The sequence below is a fragment of the Burkholderia sp. B10 genome (genome assembly GCF_004368385.1).
GTDB classification, from domain to species: domain Bacteria; phylum Pseudomonadota; class Gammaproteobacteria; order Burkholderiales; family Burkholderiaceae; genus Burkholderia; species Burkholderia vietnamiensis.
The window spans coordinates 122,513-138,751 of the sequence record NZ_PQMX01000003.1 but is presented as its reverse complement, the minus strand read 5'-3'; the positions used below and the strand labels follow the sequence as shown (position 1 = coordinate 138,751).

Here is a 16,239-nt window from a genome sequence, read left to right as displayed (position 1 = left end):
GCACTTCCGGCAGCGGTCGCCTTCGGCGCCGCTGCCGCCGCGCACGGTCGTCGTGGGTCGGCCCCGCGTCACGCGGCCGCGCTGCGCGCGCCGAACAGCGCCGCGACCAGGTCGGCCTCGTCGAGTTGCTCGAGCCACCAGCTCAATGCGCGCCCGGCCTTGTCCTCCCGCCAGCCGAGATAGCAGTTCGTATGCTCGCGCACGCCCGTCAGCCGCCGCTCGACGAGCTTGCCCTGACGAATCGGCTCCTCGGCGACGGGCGCCGGCAGCATGCCGACCGCGAGGCCTTCGCACAGCAGCTCGAGCTTGGCGGCCAGCGTCGGCACGACGATGACCGGCTGCCCGTCGTGGACGGCCACCGACTTCGGTTCGAGGTCGCGCGACGTGTCGCTGATCACCACGCCGCGATGGCCCGAAATGACGCCGCTGTCGAGCGGTGCGTCGAGCGCGGCGAGCGGATGCTGCGGCGCGACGACGAACACGTGGCGCAACACGCCGATCGGTCTTGCGGCGAGGTTCGGCGCGTGCGGCGGCTCCCCGGCCGCGCCGATTGCGATATCGGCACGCCCGGAAACGAGCGCGTCCCACACGCCGCCGAGCACTTCGGTCGAGAAACGCAGCCGCGTCGTCATCTGCAGCGCGTAGAACGCGCGCACGTGGGGCCACAACGACGCAAGCGGCAGGATTTCGTCGACGCACAGGCGCAGCTCCGCCTCCCATCCCGCATGGACGCCGCGGACGCGGTCCTCCAGCTCGCGCCCGGCGCGCAGCAGGCGGCGGCCGTCGTCGACCAGCAGACGGCCCGCGTCGGTCAGCTGCGCGCGCCGCCCGCTGCGATCGAACAGCGTGACGCCAAGCTCGCTCTCGGTCTTCTGCACCAGATAAGTCAAGGCGGACGGCACGCGGTGGAGCAGCACGGCCGCTTCCGCGAACGTGCCCGTGCGGTCGATGGCATCGAGCGCCTCCATGACCTCAAACGACAACTTCACAACGATCACCTTTCAGGTAGGCCCGCGGCGATCCGGACGCCGGTCCGGACGCCGGTCCGACACCGGCCGGGCGCCCGGCCGCCGGCACGCGCGGCGGCCCGGCGCGGCCGTTCGCCACGGGGCGCCACGGGGGCGTCATTTTGGCAGCGGCGGCGACGCTTTTCCACCAGATTCGTCCGCTCATCCGCACGCACGGCCGGCTCGCCGGGCGCCCGGCCCGCGCCGGCCGCCGCCTTCGTGCGCACCGATGCGTTGCCGCATCGCGGCGAAGACGCGACGCGCCAACCGCTGCCGCGGCAACCAACTCTTATATAAGACATAAGACATTTGACGCTTGACCACATTGCGACTACAATTGCGTCCAAGCATTGACGCAGTATCCGGAATAGCAGCCCCGGCGTACCTGGAAAGCCCTTCCCCTGAAACGCAATCTCAGCAGGTCCCCCCATGCTTGAAAACTTTCGTGCTCACGTGGCCGCCCGCGCCGCGCTCGGTATCCCTCCCCTGCCGCTGACGGCTCAGCAAACCGCCGAACTGGTGGAATTGCTGACGAACCCGCCTGCCGGCGAAGAGCAGACGCTGCTCGATCTGATCACCCATCGCGTGCCGGCCGGCGTCGACGAAGCCGCGCGCGTGAAGGCCGGCTTCCTGGCCGCCGTCGCGAAAGGCGAGACGGCCTGCCCGCTGATCTCGCGCGAACGCGCGACCGAGCTGCTCGGCACCATGCTCGGCGGCTACAACATCCAGCCGCTGATCGAGCTGCTGTCCGATGAAGCCGTCGCGTCCGTCGCGGCCGACGCGCTGAAGAAAACCCTGCTGATGTTCGACCAGTTCCATGACGTGAAGGAACTCGCCGACAAGGGCAACGCCCACGCGAAGGCCGTGCTGCAGAGCTGGGCCGACGCCGAATGGTTCACGAGCCGTCCGGAAGTGCCGGAAAGCCTGACCATCACCGTGTTCAAGGTCACGGGCGAAACCAACACCGACGATCTGTCGCCGGCGCCGGACGCCACCACCCGCCCGGACATCCCGATGCACGCGCTGGCGATGCTGAAGAACGCACGCCCGGGCATCACGCCGGAAGAAGACGGCAAGCGCGGCCCGGTCAAGTTCATCGAATCGCTGAAGGAAAAGGGTCACCTGGTCGCGTACGTCGGCGACGTGGTCGGCACGGGCTCGTCGCGCAAGTCGGCGACCAACTCGGTGCTGTGGTTCACCGGCCAGGACATCCCGTTCGTGCCGAACAAGCGTTTCGGCGGCGTGTGCCTCGGCGGCAAGATCGCTCCGATCTTCTACAACACGATGGAAGACGCCGGCGCGCTGCCGATCGAACTCGACGTGTCGCAGATGAACATGGGCGACGTCGTCGAACTGCGCCCGTACGAAGGCAAGGCGCTGAAGGACGGCAAGGTCATCGCCGAATTCCAGGTGAAGTCCGACGTGCTGTTCGACGAAGTGCGCGCCGGCGGCCGCATTCCGCTGATCATCGGCCGCGGCCTGACCGCGAAGGCGCGTGAAGCGCTGGGCCTGCAGCCGTCGACGCTGTTCCGCCTGCCGCATCAGCCGGCCGACACCGGCAAGGGCTTCACGCTCGCGCAGAAGATGGTCGGTCGCGCATGCGGCCTGCCGGAAGGCCGGGGCGTGCGTCCGGGCACGTACTGCGAACCGAAGATGACGTCGGTGGGCTCGCAGGACACGACCGGCCCGATGACCCGCGACGAACTGAAGGACCTCGCGTGCCTCGGCTTCTCGGCCGACCTCGTGATGCAGTCGTTCTGCCACACCGCCGCCTATCCGAAGCCGGTCGACGTGAAGACGCACCAGACGCTGCCGAACTTCATCAGCACGCGCGGCGGTATCGCGCTGCGTCCGGGCGACGGCGTGATCCACTCGTGGCTGAACCGCATGCTGCTGCCCGACACCGTCGGCACCGGCGGCGACTCGCACACGCGCTTCCCGATCGGCATCAGCTTCCCGGCAGGCTCGGGCCTCGTCGCATTCGCGGCCGCCACCGGCACGATGCCGCTCGACATGCCGGAATCGGTGCTGGTCCGCTTCAAGGGCAAGATGCAGCCGGGCGTCACGCTGCGTGACCTCGTCAACGCGATTCCGCTGTACGCGATCAAGCAGGGCATGCTGACGGTCGCGAAGCAAGGCAAGAAGAACATCTTCTCGGGCCGCATCCTCGAAATCGAAGGCCTGCCGGACCTGAAGGTCGAGCAAGCATTCGAGCTGTCGGACGCATCGGCCGAACGTTCGGCTGCCGGTTGCACGGTGCGTCTGAACAAGGAACCGATCATCGAGTATCTGCACAGCAACATCACGCTGCTGAAGTGGATGATCGCGCAGGGCTACCAGGACGCGCGCAGCCTGCAACGCCGCATCGCAGCGATGGAGCAGTGGCTGGCCGATCCGAAGCTGCTGTCGCCGGATGCCGACGCCGAATACGCCGCCGTCATCGAGATCGATCTCGCCGACGTCCATGAGCCGATCGTCGCGTGCCCGAACGACCCGGACGACGTGAAGACGCTGTCCGAAGTCGCCGGCGCGAAGATCGACGAAGTGTTCATCGGCTCGTGCATGACCAACATCGGTCACTTCCGTGCCGCGTCGAAGCTGCTCGAAGGCAAGCGCGACATTCCGGTCAAGCTGTGGGTCGCGCCGCCGACCAAGATGGACCAGAAGCAGCTGACGGAAGAAGGTCACTACGGCGTGTTCGGCACGGCCGGCGCCCGCACCGAAATGCCGGGCTGCTCGCTGTGCATGGGCAACCAGGCACAGGTGCGCGAAGGCGCGACGGTGATGTCGACGTCGACCCGCAACTTCCCGAACCGTCTGGGCAAGAACACGAACGTGTACCTCGGCTCGGCGGAACTGGCTGCGATCTGCTCGCGTCTGGGCCGGATCCCGACCAAGGAAGAGTACATGGCCGACATCGGCGTGCTCAACGCGAACGGCGACAAGATCTACAAGTACATGAACTTCGACCAGATCGAAGACTTCAAGGAAGTCGCCGATACCGTGCAGATGTAAGCATGCGGTCGAGCTGCGGCGGGTTGCACCTGCCGCAGCGAGATCCGATGGCGCCGCGGGCTCGATGCCTGCGGCGCCATTTTTTTTGTTGCGGGCGGCGCGCGATGCGCCGGGGCGCGCGTCAGACCATCCGGTCGAAAAATGAAGCGATGGACCCAGCCCGCGTCAGGCGAGCCGGCCGACGTCGACAGTCTCGATGAGCCGTTCAATGTCGAGCAGGATCAACATCCGGTCACCGTCCTCGTCCGAGACCGAGCCGAGATCGGTAATGAACCCGGCGTCGCCCATCACCCCGAATTCGGGCGCAGGCCGGCGATCGGCCGGCGCCAGCGCCAGGACGTCGCTCACCGCGTCCACGACGATGCCCACCGTCCGTCGCGCGACGTTCAGGACGATGACGACCGTCGCGTCGTTGTACTCGGCGGATTCCAGCGCGAACTTCAGCCGCAGATCGACGATGGGCACGATCACGTCGCGCAGGTTGATCACGCCCTTGACGAACGCCGGTGCGTTGGCGATGTGCGTCGGGGTTTCGTAGGAGCGGATCTCCTGCACTCGCTGGATGTCGATGCCGTATTCCTCGGCACCCAGCCGGAACGTCACGAACTCCTGCGTGTCTCGCACGGCGGCCTGTCCGCGCGTGCCCTTCGTGTGCGGATCTTCAAGTACTGCGTTCATGAATCTTTCTCCAGTTGTCGATCGGTGACGGTCTGCTCAGAACGTGTGCCAGTCTTCAGTCGCGCCAGCGGCAGCGACTGCCGGCTCGGACGGTCGCGCCACGGGCGCCGTGGCCTTGCCTGCCGCGGCGCGGGGAGCCGGACGCCGTGCCGGCTTCGGCGCAGCCGGAACCGGCTGGCTCGCGCGTGTGCCCTCGACGCGGAAGAAGGCCACCGCTTCGCTCAGCTGACGGCCCTGATCTTCCAGCGAAGTCGAAGCCGCCGCCGCTTCTTCCACCAGCGCCGCGTTCTGCTGCGTGACCTCGTCCATCTGCGTGATCGCCTGGTTGACCTGTTCGATCCCCCGGCTCTGCTCGCCCGAAGCCGCTGCGATCTCGCCCATGATGTCGGTCACACGAGCCACCGCCTGCGTGACTTCGGCCATCGTTTTGCCGGCTTCACCGGCGAGCGCCGAACCGTCCTGAATCTTCTGGACCGAGGCATTGATCAGGTCCTTGATCTCCTTTGCCGCGCTCGACGAGCGCTGGGCGAGACTTCTGACTTCGCTCGCGACCACCGCGAAGCCACGGCCCTGCTCACCGGCGCGCGCCGCTTCCACCGCGGCGTTGAGCGCCAGGATGTTGGTCTGGAACGCAATGCCTTCGATGATCCCGGTGATATCCGCGACTTTCGTCGAGCTCTGGCTAATGTCGGTCATCGTTTCCACGACCTGTCCGACCACGGTGCTGCCTTTCTGTGCAACTTCCGATGCGTTGGCAGCCAGCGCGCTCGCCTGCTGCGCATTCTCCGCGTTCTGCTTCACCGTGGACGTGAGTTCCTCCATGCTCGACGCAGTCTCCTGCAGCGACGACGCCTGCTGCTCGGTGCGCGACGACAGATCCTGGTTGCCCGAAGCAATCTGGCTCGACCCGGTGGCGATATTGTCTGCCGAGGTCCGCACCTGCCCGATCAGCCTCACGAGGCTGGCCTGCATCGCCCCCATTGCGGCAAGCACGCTCCCCGCAGGCGCGTCCTTCGCCCCCACCACCACACTGAGATCGCCGGCGGCCACTCGCTGCGTCACTTCGCCCAGCGCGGCCGGCTCGGCGCCGAGCGCACGCAGCAGGCCCCGCGTAATCAGGACGCCGGCCATCATCGCCATCGCGACCGCCGCCAGACAGATACCGATCAAAAGCATGCGCTGGTTCGAGAATTGATCCTCGGACTGCCTGACCATCTCGGCCGCACGTTCATTGGCAAAGGCCGCATAGTCGTTGGAGGCCTTGATCAGGGTAGAAAGCAGCGGCCGGCATTTGGTGTCGATTTCGGCGATGGCCGCGTCGCGCTGATTGCTCACGGCAAGCCTGTCGATCTCCAGCGCCACCGGGCGATAAAGCGATTCGATGCGTGGAATTTCAGCCGCCAGGCTGCGCTCCCGCTCGCTCATGTCGGGCGCGCTGGCCACCATCGCCTTGAATTTCGTCAGGTTGGCTTCGACTCTCCGCTCGGCGTCGCTGACGGCATTTTTTTCGATCTCGACGTCCGCAGGCGCGGTGACCAGGACGAGGTTGCGTACGGCCATCGCGCGATCGTCGACGGCGGTACGGACGGACGCAGCCATCTGGGCGCGACCGTTGATTCCACTGACGAATCCGGAAAAACGATTGTTCGCCTCGTTCAACGCGTTCAGCGCGAGACCCGATACCACCAGCACCAGCGCCGCCAGCAGGCTGAAGGTCGCCGTGAGCTTCGTACGGACAGTCATTCGTTTGGAACTCATGTTTCATACCCCCATCGATTCAGTTTCGAAGCCTCTGCCGGGATGCTCGGCCGTCATCGAGTTCCCCGCTGCTTGTTGCTTTAACGGGTGCTTCGCAACCATCCTTGAGCGCCTCTATCGTCCCAATCGTTTGCGTCAGGGTTCTGGAGAACCTGATTCATCCGGCGGGCCACGTCATTCCTGGGTGCGCGCGCAAATCACTAGCGTGCGAGTCCTAACCATGAGTCGCTCGGCTGGTCTGGCGTGCAATACACCGGAGGCGTCCGACAATGTCCGGTGCAACCGGCGAATTTGGGCAGGCGACCTTAGCATTGCTTCCGGAGCGAGCCCGTTCGTCGAAGAACCGGAGCCGGCTTCCCTGGGATTCGAAGGGGCAACGCCTGCGAGCGCCGGCCGCCCTATCACCCGACCGTGCTGCTCCAGATCGACGTCGCGGCTGCCTCGATCGCGTGCAGCCGAGCCGTCGCCTGGCGCGACCGTGCCAGCGCGATCTTGAACTGATGGGGTTTGACTGGCCGGCATGCGCCGGACTTCAAGACCGTCGCCGCATTCAGGCGACGCAATGGAGAAGGCAGTCGCAACGACTGCCGACGCTTCGTGTGATTCTGATATGCCGCGAGCCGCAGCCGTTCAGCTGAACCGGAGTATCGTCATGGTGGCTGCAAGGCCCGGCTCGTTGTCGGCGAACTCCAGAAAACCATGGTGCAGCGTCGCCACCGCTTTGACGAGCGCAAGCCCGAGCCCGACGCCCGGCGTTCCCCGGCTTCGGTCGCCGCGATAGAAGCGCTCCGTCACCTTGGACCGTTCGGCAAACGGAATACCGGGCCCGTCATCCGACACCGTGACCTCGATCCGATCGTCGCGCTCACACAGCGACACCTCGACCTCGCCGTTGTCCTGCGCATACTTCAGCGCGTTGTCGATCAGATTGCCGATCGCTTGCGCGAGCAGCAACGGGTCGACCTCGGCCAGCACCTCGGTTTCCGAGCACAGCAACAGCGTCAGCGAAATGCCGCGCAACTCCGCGACCGGCTGATAGAACTCGACGGCATCCGACAGAATGGTCACGACGTCGCTTTTGACGAAACCCGAGCGCCGCACGCCCGCATCGATCTCGGCGAGACGCAGCAGCGCATTGAAAATGCCGATCACGCGGTCCACGTCGGTCATCGCGACTTCGAGCTGGCCCAGCGTGTCTTCGTCGCCCTTCTTGCGCAACCCGAGCAGCAGCACCTCGAGTCTCGAACGCAGTTCGGTGAGCGGCGTGCGCAGATCGTGCGCAATCGCGTTCGACACATTGCGAACACCGTTCAGCACTTCGATCAACGCGTCCTGCGCCTGGATGCGCGTCCTCACCTCTTCTTCGAGCCTCGCGTTCTGTTCCTGCTGCAAGCGTTGCAATGCATGCAGCTGCAGATGCGTCTGCACGCGCACGGCCACTTCTTCCATTTGCAGCGGCTTGGTCACGAAGTCCATCGCGCCGACGCGGAAGCCCGTGATCTTGTCCTCGGTCTGCGTCAGCGACGTCATGAAGATCACGGGGATATCCCGTGTGACCGGATTGTCCTTGAGCGCGCGACAGGTCTGGAAGCCGTCGAGGCCAGGCATCATCACGTCGAGCAGGATCAGGTCAGGCTTGACCAGTTCGGCGCGGCGCAGCGCTTCGTGGCCGTCGCGCGCGACGGCCACGCGCATCCCTTCGGCTTCCAGCGTATCGACGACGAGCCCGAGATTCGCTGCCGTGTCGTCGACCACGAGCACGACGGGCGCGTCCATGTTGTGCTCTCGCATCGTCAACTCCCTTCGCTGTTCAGATGATGTTCGATCAACGAAAGCAGGGCCTGCGATTCGTAGGTCATGGCAAGGTGCCGCAAACGCGCGGCGAACGGTTCATACTTTTCATGCGAACTCGCAAGACGATCGGCGTGCCGGCTGATGTCGCGCATCGAGCCGAGCAGCGCATAGCGGTGCAGCGCCGCCATGTCCTCGCGCGGCGGAATGATCATCGGCCGGTCAGCTTCGCAGGCCGGGCCGGCGCCCTGCTGGGTCGCCAGGCCGAGCAGCATCGCGATCGAGCCCAACAGGCGGTCGAGATTGAGCGGCTTTTCCAGAAACACGTTTGCGCCCGCGTCGATGTTCGCGCGTGCGTTCTGTTCGGAGGCGTCGGCGGATACGACGATCACGGGCGTCGCGCCCAGTGTGTGCGAGCGGCGCAGATGGTGCAGCGTCTCTATGCCGCCCATCAAGGGCATCACCGTGTCGAGAACGATCAGGTCGGGCGCGCACGCTGCAGCCTTGTCGAGCGCATCGCGCCCATCGCTGCTTTCGATCACCCGAAAGCCCGCCTGCCCCAGCACTTCCGCCAGAAGCGCGCGGTTCGCGGGGACATCGTCGACCACCAGAATGACGCGGCGCGCGCCGTCGAGGCGGTCCGCCTGGAGACGCGGTATGCGCTCGCACGGCCCCGCCGCCGACGCGGGCGCATCCAGTTCAAAACCGAACACGCTGCCCTCGCCGGCCGAACTCGTGACTTCGATCTCGCCGCCCATCATGCGCACGAGTTGCCGGCTGATCGCGAGACCCAGGCCCGCGCCGCCGCCGCGCCGCGTGTGATCGCCCGCCTGTTCGAACGGCTGAAAGATCGCTTCCAGCCGGTCGGCGCTCACGCCGATACCGGTATCGCGCACCTCGAAGCGCAGGCGCCCGGCCGCGCCCCGGCTGACCGACAGCGTGACCTCGCCGTGGTCGGTGAACTGGACGGCATTCGCGAGCAGATTGAGCAGCACCTGGCGAAGCCGGCGCTCATCGACACGGACCACGGCGGGCAGATCGGGCGCGGCCACATAGTTCAGCACGAGGCGCTTTTGCTGCGCGCGCACGGCGACGATTTCCGCGATCGTCTCGAGAAACCCGCGCAGCGACACTTCGCCGACCTGCAGTTCCAGCTTGCCGGCGCCCAGACGCGCGAAGTCGAGAATATCGTTGATCAGCGTCAGCAGATGCTGCCCGCTCTGCTCGATCACGCCGACGCTCGCCAGCTGGCGCGTGTCGAGCCGCGCGTCACGCTGGAGTATCTGCGCATAGCCGAGAATGCCGTTGAGCGGCGTGCGCAGCTCATGGCTGATGTTGGCGAGGAACTGGTCCTTCGCGCGGCTGGCCGCTTCCGCCGCATCCTTCGCGACGCGCACCGTTTCTTCCAGCGCCTTGCGCTCGGAGATGTCCTGAATGATGACGATGACGTGCGCCGTCTGCCCGGACGCGTCGTGCTGAAGCGCAACCGACAGCGTGACCCACACGCGCTCCCCGTCGAACCTGACGAGCGGCACTTCCTCCGAATAATGCTTGAGCCTGCCTTCCGTCAGCAGGCGGAACCGCTCGGTGCTCGCCACGCTGAAATCGGCATGAATCAGCTCGTGCAGCCGTCGCTGCTGCAACGCGTCGCGCGGCCAGCCGACGATCTCGCCCGACCGTTGATTCACACGCAGAAAGCGCCCATCGAGATCGCAATGCGCGACGCCGACCGCGGCGTTTTCGAAGGTGCCGCGAAAGCGCTCCTCGCTCGCGCGCAGCGCCTGCTCGGTCATCTTCAGTTCCGTGATGTCGACCAGACTGCCGACGAAGCGCACCGGCTTGCCCGTCGCGTCGCGGCGCGCGGTGCCGCGCACCAGCACCCAGCGGTCGCTGCCGTCGCGATGCCGCAGCCGGTTCTCCAGCTCGAACAGGCCATCGCCGCTTTCGAGGAACGACGCGACCGCGCGATCCGTGCTGTCGCGATGATCGGGATGCAGCACGCTCATATACGCTTCGTAATCGAGGCGCGCCTGCGGCGTGTCGAAGCCTAGCCACTCGTAGATGTTCGAATAGCGAGCGAAGCCGCGCTTGTGATCGCCTTCGGGCATGTCGATTTCCCACACGCCGACATTCGAGCCGTACATCGCCATTTCGAGTCGCGCATTGGTCTCGCGAAGAATCTCCGCCTCCTGCGCGCGGCGCTTTTGCGTCACGTCGCGAAACACGATCACGATGCCCTGCCGTACGCCGCGTTCGTCCGTCATCGGCGTGCCCGTGCATTCGACCGGCAGGTCGCTGCCGCCGCGCGCGCGCAGAATGGTGCGCGCGGGCAGCCCGCCGTCGCTCCCGGTTTGCAGCACGGCGGCCATCGGATCCTCGATCGGCGCGTGGGTGTTCTCGTCGTGCAGACTGAAGACCTCGCTCAGCCGCCGTCCCGTCGCTTCGCTGCGCGACCACCCCGTCAGCGCTTCGCCGGCGAGATTGACGAAGGTGACGAAGCCGTCCACATCGGTCGACAGCACGCCGTCGCCGATACTCGACAGCGTGATCGCATAGCGCTGCTCGCTCTCGCGCAAACGCCGCTCGGCGCCGTGCTTGTAAAGCGCCATTTCGACGACGGTACGCAACTGCATGTCGTCGAAGGGCTTGAGCACGTAGCCGTACGGTTCCGCTGCCGTCGCGCGGCGGATCGTCTCTTCGTCCGCATAGGCGGTGAGAAATACGACGGGAATGTCGCGCGCTTCGCGGATACGCCGCGCGGTGTCGATGCCGTCCAGTTCGCCCTCGAGCCGCACGTCCATCAGCACCAGATCCGGCTTGCTGTCTGCGGCCAGCGTTTCGACCAGCGCGAGCGCGTCTTCGCCGCTGCCCGTGCTGCCGACCACGACATAGCCCGCGCGGCTCATCTGTTGCGCGATGTCGCGCGCGACGATGCGGTCATCCTCGACGATCAAGATTTGCGCGCTGGTCATGGCGTGTGGCCGTCAACGTTCTGCTGCATTGAATTGAATGGTGAAAGTGGTGCCGTGCTGCTGCGCGATATCGATGCGGCCGCGCAATTGCAGCACGAGGTCGTGAACGAGGCGCAAGCCGAGCGTTTCATCGCGTTCGAACGAAAAGCCGGGCGCGAGGCCGACGCCGTCGTCGGCGACGATCAACGCGCAGCGCCGGTCGTCGATCGCCTTGAGTTCGACCTTGAGCACGCCGCCGCGCTGATCCGGGAACGCATGCTTGAGCGCATTCGACACCAGTTCGTTGATGACGAGACCGCACGACACGGCACGGTTCATGTCGAGCTGAATGTCGTCGACGTCGATCTGCAGGTCGACGCCCAGCCGCCCCATGTCGTAGACGCGCGCCAGATGACCGCATAAGGTCTTCACGTGCGCCGTCATCGCGATGCGCGCGAAGTTGCCCGCGCGATAGAGGTTCTCGTGCACCATCGCCATCGAGCGTACGCGGTTGCGGCTGTCGGCGAACAGTTCGGCCACCGCCTTGTCCGTCACGCGCTCCGCCTGAAGATTCAGCAGGCTGCTGATCAATTGCAGATTGTTCTTCACGCGATGATGCACTTCATGCAGCAGCGCGTCTTTCTCGGCGAGCAACGCATGCTTCTCTTCGAGCGACGCATTTTCGAGCGACACGGCCGCCTGTGACGCAAGCAGCCTGAGCACGGCGAGACGCGCGGGCGTGAACACGCCCGGCGCGAGTTCGTTCTCCAGATACAGCACGCCGATCAGCTTCGACTGCTTGACGAGCGGCAGCGACAGCACCGAACGCGAATGCTGCGCGGCGAAATGCTCGTCGGACGACCAGGTCTGGTCGCAGATCGCATCGTCGATCAGCAACGCGCGCTGCGTGCGAATGCTTTCGAGCAGCACGGCGCTCGACAGATCCTGCGCATTCACCGGTCTGCTGTCGAAGTGCACTTCCGGTCCTTCGCGCCCCGCCACCGCGGTCGCTTCGATCCACAACGCGTCGGCGCGCGGCAGCACGAGCAGCGCGCGCCGCGCGCCCGCGTGTTCGAGCATGATCGTCATCAGCGTGCGCATCAGACGCTCGGGAACCAGTTCGCCGGAGATCGCCTGCGACGCCTTCACCACGGTATCGACGTCGAGTTGTTCGGCGACGACGCCGGGCGCCGGCGCCTGCTCGACGAGCTCGCGCAGCAGCTCGGCATAACGCCGGTCGAGCGACTTCACGCGCGCGATCGCGCCCCAGCGCAACCACGCGCGGCGCGCGTTGCGGACATACGCGGCGGCCGTCGTCGTAAAGCCGCGCGCCAGATAGAACTTCGCGGCAATCTCCTGCGCGAGCGCTTCGTCGTGCGGGAAATCATGCTTGCGCGCGAGCCGGATCGCGTCTTCGTAGCGGTTCATCGCTTCGAACTCGCGGCCCGCGATGCGCGCGATTTCGCCGCTCATCAATGCCGCGCGGCTGCTGAAGTTGCTCGGGCAGTGCTCGGCCCACAGCGCCAGCTGCCGCTGATGCGCGGCGAGCTTGTCCAGATTCCCGGCCCGGGCGGTTTCCGGCGCGCCGTCGTGCCAGCTTGCGCGCGCGAGCCCCGCAAAGAACTGATACTCGGCGATTTCGAAATGACCCGACGATGTCCACAGCAACGGCGACGCCTTACTGTCCGCATGCATCGCGCCGTCGATATCGCCGGCCAGATAGCGCGCCTGCAGCTTGCGGATCCAGTACCAGCACGCCGCGATCGCGAGACTCGGATCGCCGTCGAGGCGCTGCTCGAATGCGGCATCGTCGAAGCGATCGGGAAGCGCGTCATGCGCGTCGAGGTTGCCGCGCAACGAATGAATCAGCGCGAGCTGCGCGGTGATGATGTCGACGATGAGGCCGAACTTCGCGGCCTGAACGATCTGCAGACGACGCTGCGCTTCCTGCTCGACTTCCGCGAGCGGCTCGCCCGCGGCGATCAGCGTCGTGACCGTGCAGCAGCTGCTGAAGCCGATGTAGGTCAGGTCGCCGCCTTCGCTCGCGACTTCGAACGCGCGGCGCAGCAAGGGCAAACCGGTGCGGATCGGCCGCGTCCACGGCGTCACGTGATACGCGAAGCACATGTAGACACGCGCCTTGAAACGGTCCAGCCCGCGCTTGTCCACGAGCGCGAGGCCGAGCTGGCCGAAGCGGTAGCCCGCGTCGTAGTCGTCGAACAGCGGACCCGCGACCATGCCGAGATACGCATAGCCGAGCGACGACGCATCGCTGTTGCCGTACAGCAGGCTCAGGTTCGCCATCCGGCACAGCACGAGGCACACGAGGTTTTCATCGCTGAAGAACGCGGGCGGCAACACGGCCGTCAGCACGTTCATCGTCGCGGCGAGTCCGGCATCGTCGAGCAAGGGCAGATCGACGAGCGTGTCGATCGGCGCGCCGCCGATGCCCTGCAACAGCGTGTCGTATTCTGCGCGCGCCGCGGCGCGGCCCGGATGCGGATTCCAGTCGATGCCGACGTGCCGCAGATAGTCGAGGCACGTCTGCACCGCGAGGTTCATCCGATCGAGCGCCGTGTACAGCGTGACGCGCAGAAACGTAACGGCCGCGCGGTCGGCCAGCGTGTGTGCGCGCGTGTCGAGCATCGCCAGCCGCCGCTCGCTGCTGTCCATGGCCCCCGTCAGAAACTCGCATTCGGCGAGCTGGCATTCCAGCTGGAATTTGCGGGCATAGTCCGCGTCCCAGCCTGCTTCGCCGAGCAGTTCGCTGCCCGTCGACAGGTACGCGAGCGCCGAGCCGTACGCCGCCGACGCGCGTGCGCGCTGCCCCGCCTCGAGATTGAAGTCCACCACGCGCGCGCGTTCGGCGGGATCGTCGAGTAGAGGAATGACGCGGTTGTACTGGTTGACGATCTCGAAGATGCTGCGCGCTTCGTCCGCAGCCGGCTGCGCGGCGAGAATCCGGCCGATCCGCAGATGGGCCTGCGCACGCAGCTGCGGCGGGATCAGTTCATACGCTGCCTCGTGCACGCGGTCGTGCACGAACGCATAGCCTTCGCGGCTGCGGTACAGCAGGCCGGCCTCGACGCCGTCGGCGAGGGTCGTGGCCACCTGCGCCTCGTCCAGGCCGCTGATGCGCGCGAGCAGCGGCGACGTCGCGCGGCCGCCCAGACACGCGAATTGTTCGAGCAACGCCTGCGTGCCGCGCGGCAACCGTTCGATCTTGCCGACCATCAGATCGACGATGGTGTCCGCGAAACGCGCTTCGCGCAGCCTTTCGTTGTCCCACGTCCAGATGCGGCAGTCGCGATCGAACGCGAGGAAGCGCTCGTCGGCGAGAAATTGCAGAAACTGCACGACGTAGAACGGATTGCCGCCCGTGCGTTCGAACACGAGACGGCTCAGGCCCTCCAGTTCGGGCCGCGTGGTCGTGAGGGCGTCGCCGATCAGATGTGCCACGTCGTCAGGCTGCAGCGGCGTCAGCATGATTTCGTCGACGCGCGTGCCCGTCTGCCGGATGAGATCGACTGTGCGTCTGAGCGGATGCGCGACGCCCACTTCGTTGTCGCGATACGCGCCGACCACGAACACGTTGCGCGCGCCCGGCCCGCACAGCTGTTCGAGCACGCTGAACGTGCCCGCGTCGCTCCATTGCAGGTCGTCGAGAAACAGCACGAGCGGCTGGCCGTCGCACGGGAACGCCGCGATGAAACGCGTAAACACGGCGAGAAAGCGCATGCGTGCTTCCTGCGGCGCGAGTTCGGGCACGGGCGGCTGTGGCCCGACGAGCGCCTCCAGCTCGGGAATCAGCTCGACGATCAGCTGGCCGTTCGCGCCGAGCGCATCGTGCAGGCGCTGGCGCAGGTCCGCGTGCGTGCGCATGCCGTCGTCGATCAGCTCGCGGATCAGCGTCCGGAACGCCTGCGCGAGCGTGGCGTAAGGAATGTCGCGCTTGTAGCGTTCGAACTTGCCCGACGCGAACCATCCGCGCGACGCGGCAGGCGTCATGCGCAACCCGCTCACGAGCGTCGATTTGCCGATGCCCGAATAACCCGACACCAACGCCACGCCAGGCTCGCCGCTTTGCACGACGCGCTCCAGCGCGGCTTCGAGCTTGTGCTGCTGCTTCTGGCGTCCATAGAGACGAAACGGCCGTTGCAGCTGATCGGGCGCATCGGCGGCGCCCGGCGCGAACGCCTCGACGCCGCCCGATGTGCGCCATGCGTCGAGACAGCGCCGCAGATCGTGTTCGAGCCCTGCTGCGGTCTGATAGCGCTGCGCCGCGTCCTTCGACAGCAGGCGTGCAACGATCGCGCTCAGTTGCGCGGGCACGCCGTCGATGCATTCGGCCACCGGAATGGGCACTTGCGCCGTATGGCAATGCAGCCACTCGGCCGCCGAAGCGGCCCGATACGGCAGCTTCCCCGTCATCATTTCGTACAACACGACGCCGAGCGAGTACAGATCGGCACGCGAGTCGGACCAGCGGTTCATCAGCCCGGTGCGTTCGGGCGACAGATACGGGAGCGCTTCGACGGCGATCGCGGGCGGGCCGTCGCGCGGACGCTCGCGCGGCGCACGGGAGACGAGGCCGAGGCCCGTGAGCGCGATGGCGTGGGTCGCGTCGTCGATCAGAATGTTGCCCGGCCGGATGTCGTTGTGCGTGAGGCCGCGGCTGTGCAGGGAGCGCAGCGCCGACGCGAGGTTGACGGCAAGGGTAAGGAACCGGCCTATCGGCAACGGCCCCGCTTGCGCCATGCGAAGCGATCTGCCGCCCGGATCCTCGAGCACGAGCGTCGCGCTGCGCTCGTCGCGCAGCAGCGCGTGAGGCCGCGTGACATGCGCGCCGTCGAGCATGCCGCGCAACTGATACGCGTGCTCCAGACGCTCATGGCTTTCCGGCTGCGGCTGCGATGCCGACAGCGTGACCGTCAGCCAGCTATCCGACGCCCCCGGGCTCGTCAGGCGCGACAGCACGAACTGACCATCGTCGCTCAATGTCGTTACGTCGTAGCCCGTCAGCATCATGGTTCCCATCT

Annotated in this window: 7 protein-coding genes and 1 pseudogene; 2 read left to right on the top strand and 6 right to left on the bottom strand. The window is 66.3% G+C overall.

Going from position 1 to position 16,239, the window contains the following annotated elements; translation table 11 throughout:
- Positions 1–68: 68 nt before the first annotated feature.
- Positions 69–989 carry a LysR family transcriptional regulator gene (locus C3Y15_RS02675; RefSeq protein ID WP_011879820.1) on the bottom strand — a complete coding sequence of 307 codons (921 nt, stop codon included), beginning with the start codon at positions 987–989 and terminating at the stop codon, positions 69–71.
- A gap of 447 nt (positions 990–1,436) precedes the next feature.
- Between C3Y15_RS02675 and acnB the strand changes: the two genes are divergently transcribed.
- The gene (gene acnB / locus C3Y15_RS02670; RefSeq protein ID WP_011879819.1) at positions 1,437–4,022 is read left to right on the top strand and encodes a bifunctional aconitate hydratase 2/2-methylisocitrate dehydratase; all 2,586 of its coding nucleotides are present in this window, start codon (positions 1,437–1,439) and stop codon (positions 4,020–4,022) included.
- 165 nt (positions 4,023–4,187) lie between these two features.
- Here the strand turns inward: acnB and C3Y15_RS02665 are convergent, their stop codons facing one another.
- Complete coding sequence (locus tag C3Y15_RS02665; RefSeq protein WP_011879818.1) at positions 4,188–4,700, bottom strand: chemotaxis protein CheW; 513 nt, start codon at positions 4,698–4,700, stop codon at positions 4,188–4,190.
- A 36-nt stretch (positions 4,701–4,736) separates the two neighbouring features.
- Positions 4,737–6,458 carry a methyl-accepting chemotaxis protein gene (locus C3Y15_RS02660; RefSeq protein WP_043292587.1) on the bottom strand — a complete coding sequence of 574 codons (1,722 nt, stop codon included), beginning with the start codon at positions 6,456–6,458 and terminating at the stop codon, positions 4,737–4,739.
- Between the two features lie 331 nt (positions 6,459–6,789).
- Here C3Y15_RS02660 and C3Y15_RS32135 point away from each other — a divergent pair.
- A pseudogene (locus C3Y15_RS32135) lies at positions 6,790–7,058 on the top strand (transposase); the annotation flags it as partial.
- A 30-nt stretch (positions 7,059–7,088) separates the two neighbouring features.
- Here the strand turns inward: C3Y15_RS32135 and C3Y15_RS02650 are convergent.
- Genes C3Y15_RS02650 through C3Y15_RS02640 form a run of 3 tightly spaced genes read right to left on the bottom strand, consistent with a single transcriptional unit; the run spans position 7,089 to position 16,237 of the window.
- The gene (locus C3Y15_RS02650) at positions 7,089–8,249 is read right to left on the bottom strand and encodes a hybrid sensor histidine kinase/response regulator (protein WP_045579547.1); all 1,161 of its coding nucleotides are present in this window, start codon (positions 8,247–8,249) and stop codon (positions 7,089–7,091) included.
- Between the two features lie 2 nt (positions 8,250–8,251).
- Positions 8,252–11,221: a PAS domain S-box protein gene (locus C3Y15_RS02645; RefSeq protein WP_011879815.1), complete on the bottom strand. Its 2,970-nt coding sequence runs from the start codon at positions 11,219–11,221 to the stop codon at positions 8,252–8,254.
- A gap of 12 nt (positions 11,222–11,233) precedes the next feature.
- On the bottom strand, positions 11,234–16,237 hold the full coding sequence (locus tag C3Y15_RS02640; protein ID WP_224019454.1) for an AAA family ATPase: 5,004 nt from the start codon (positions 16,235–16,237) through the stop codon (positions 11,234–11,236).
- Positions 16,238–16,239: the final 2 nt, after the last annotated feature.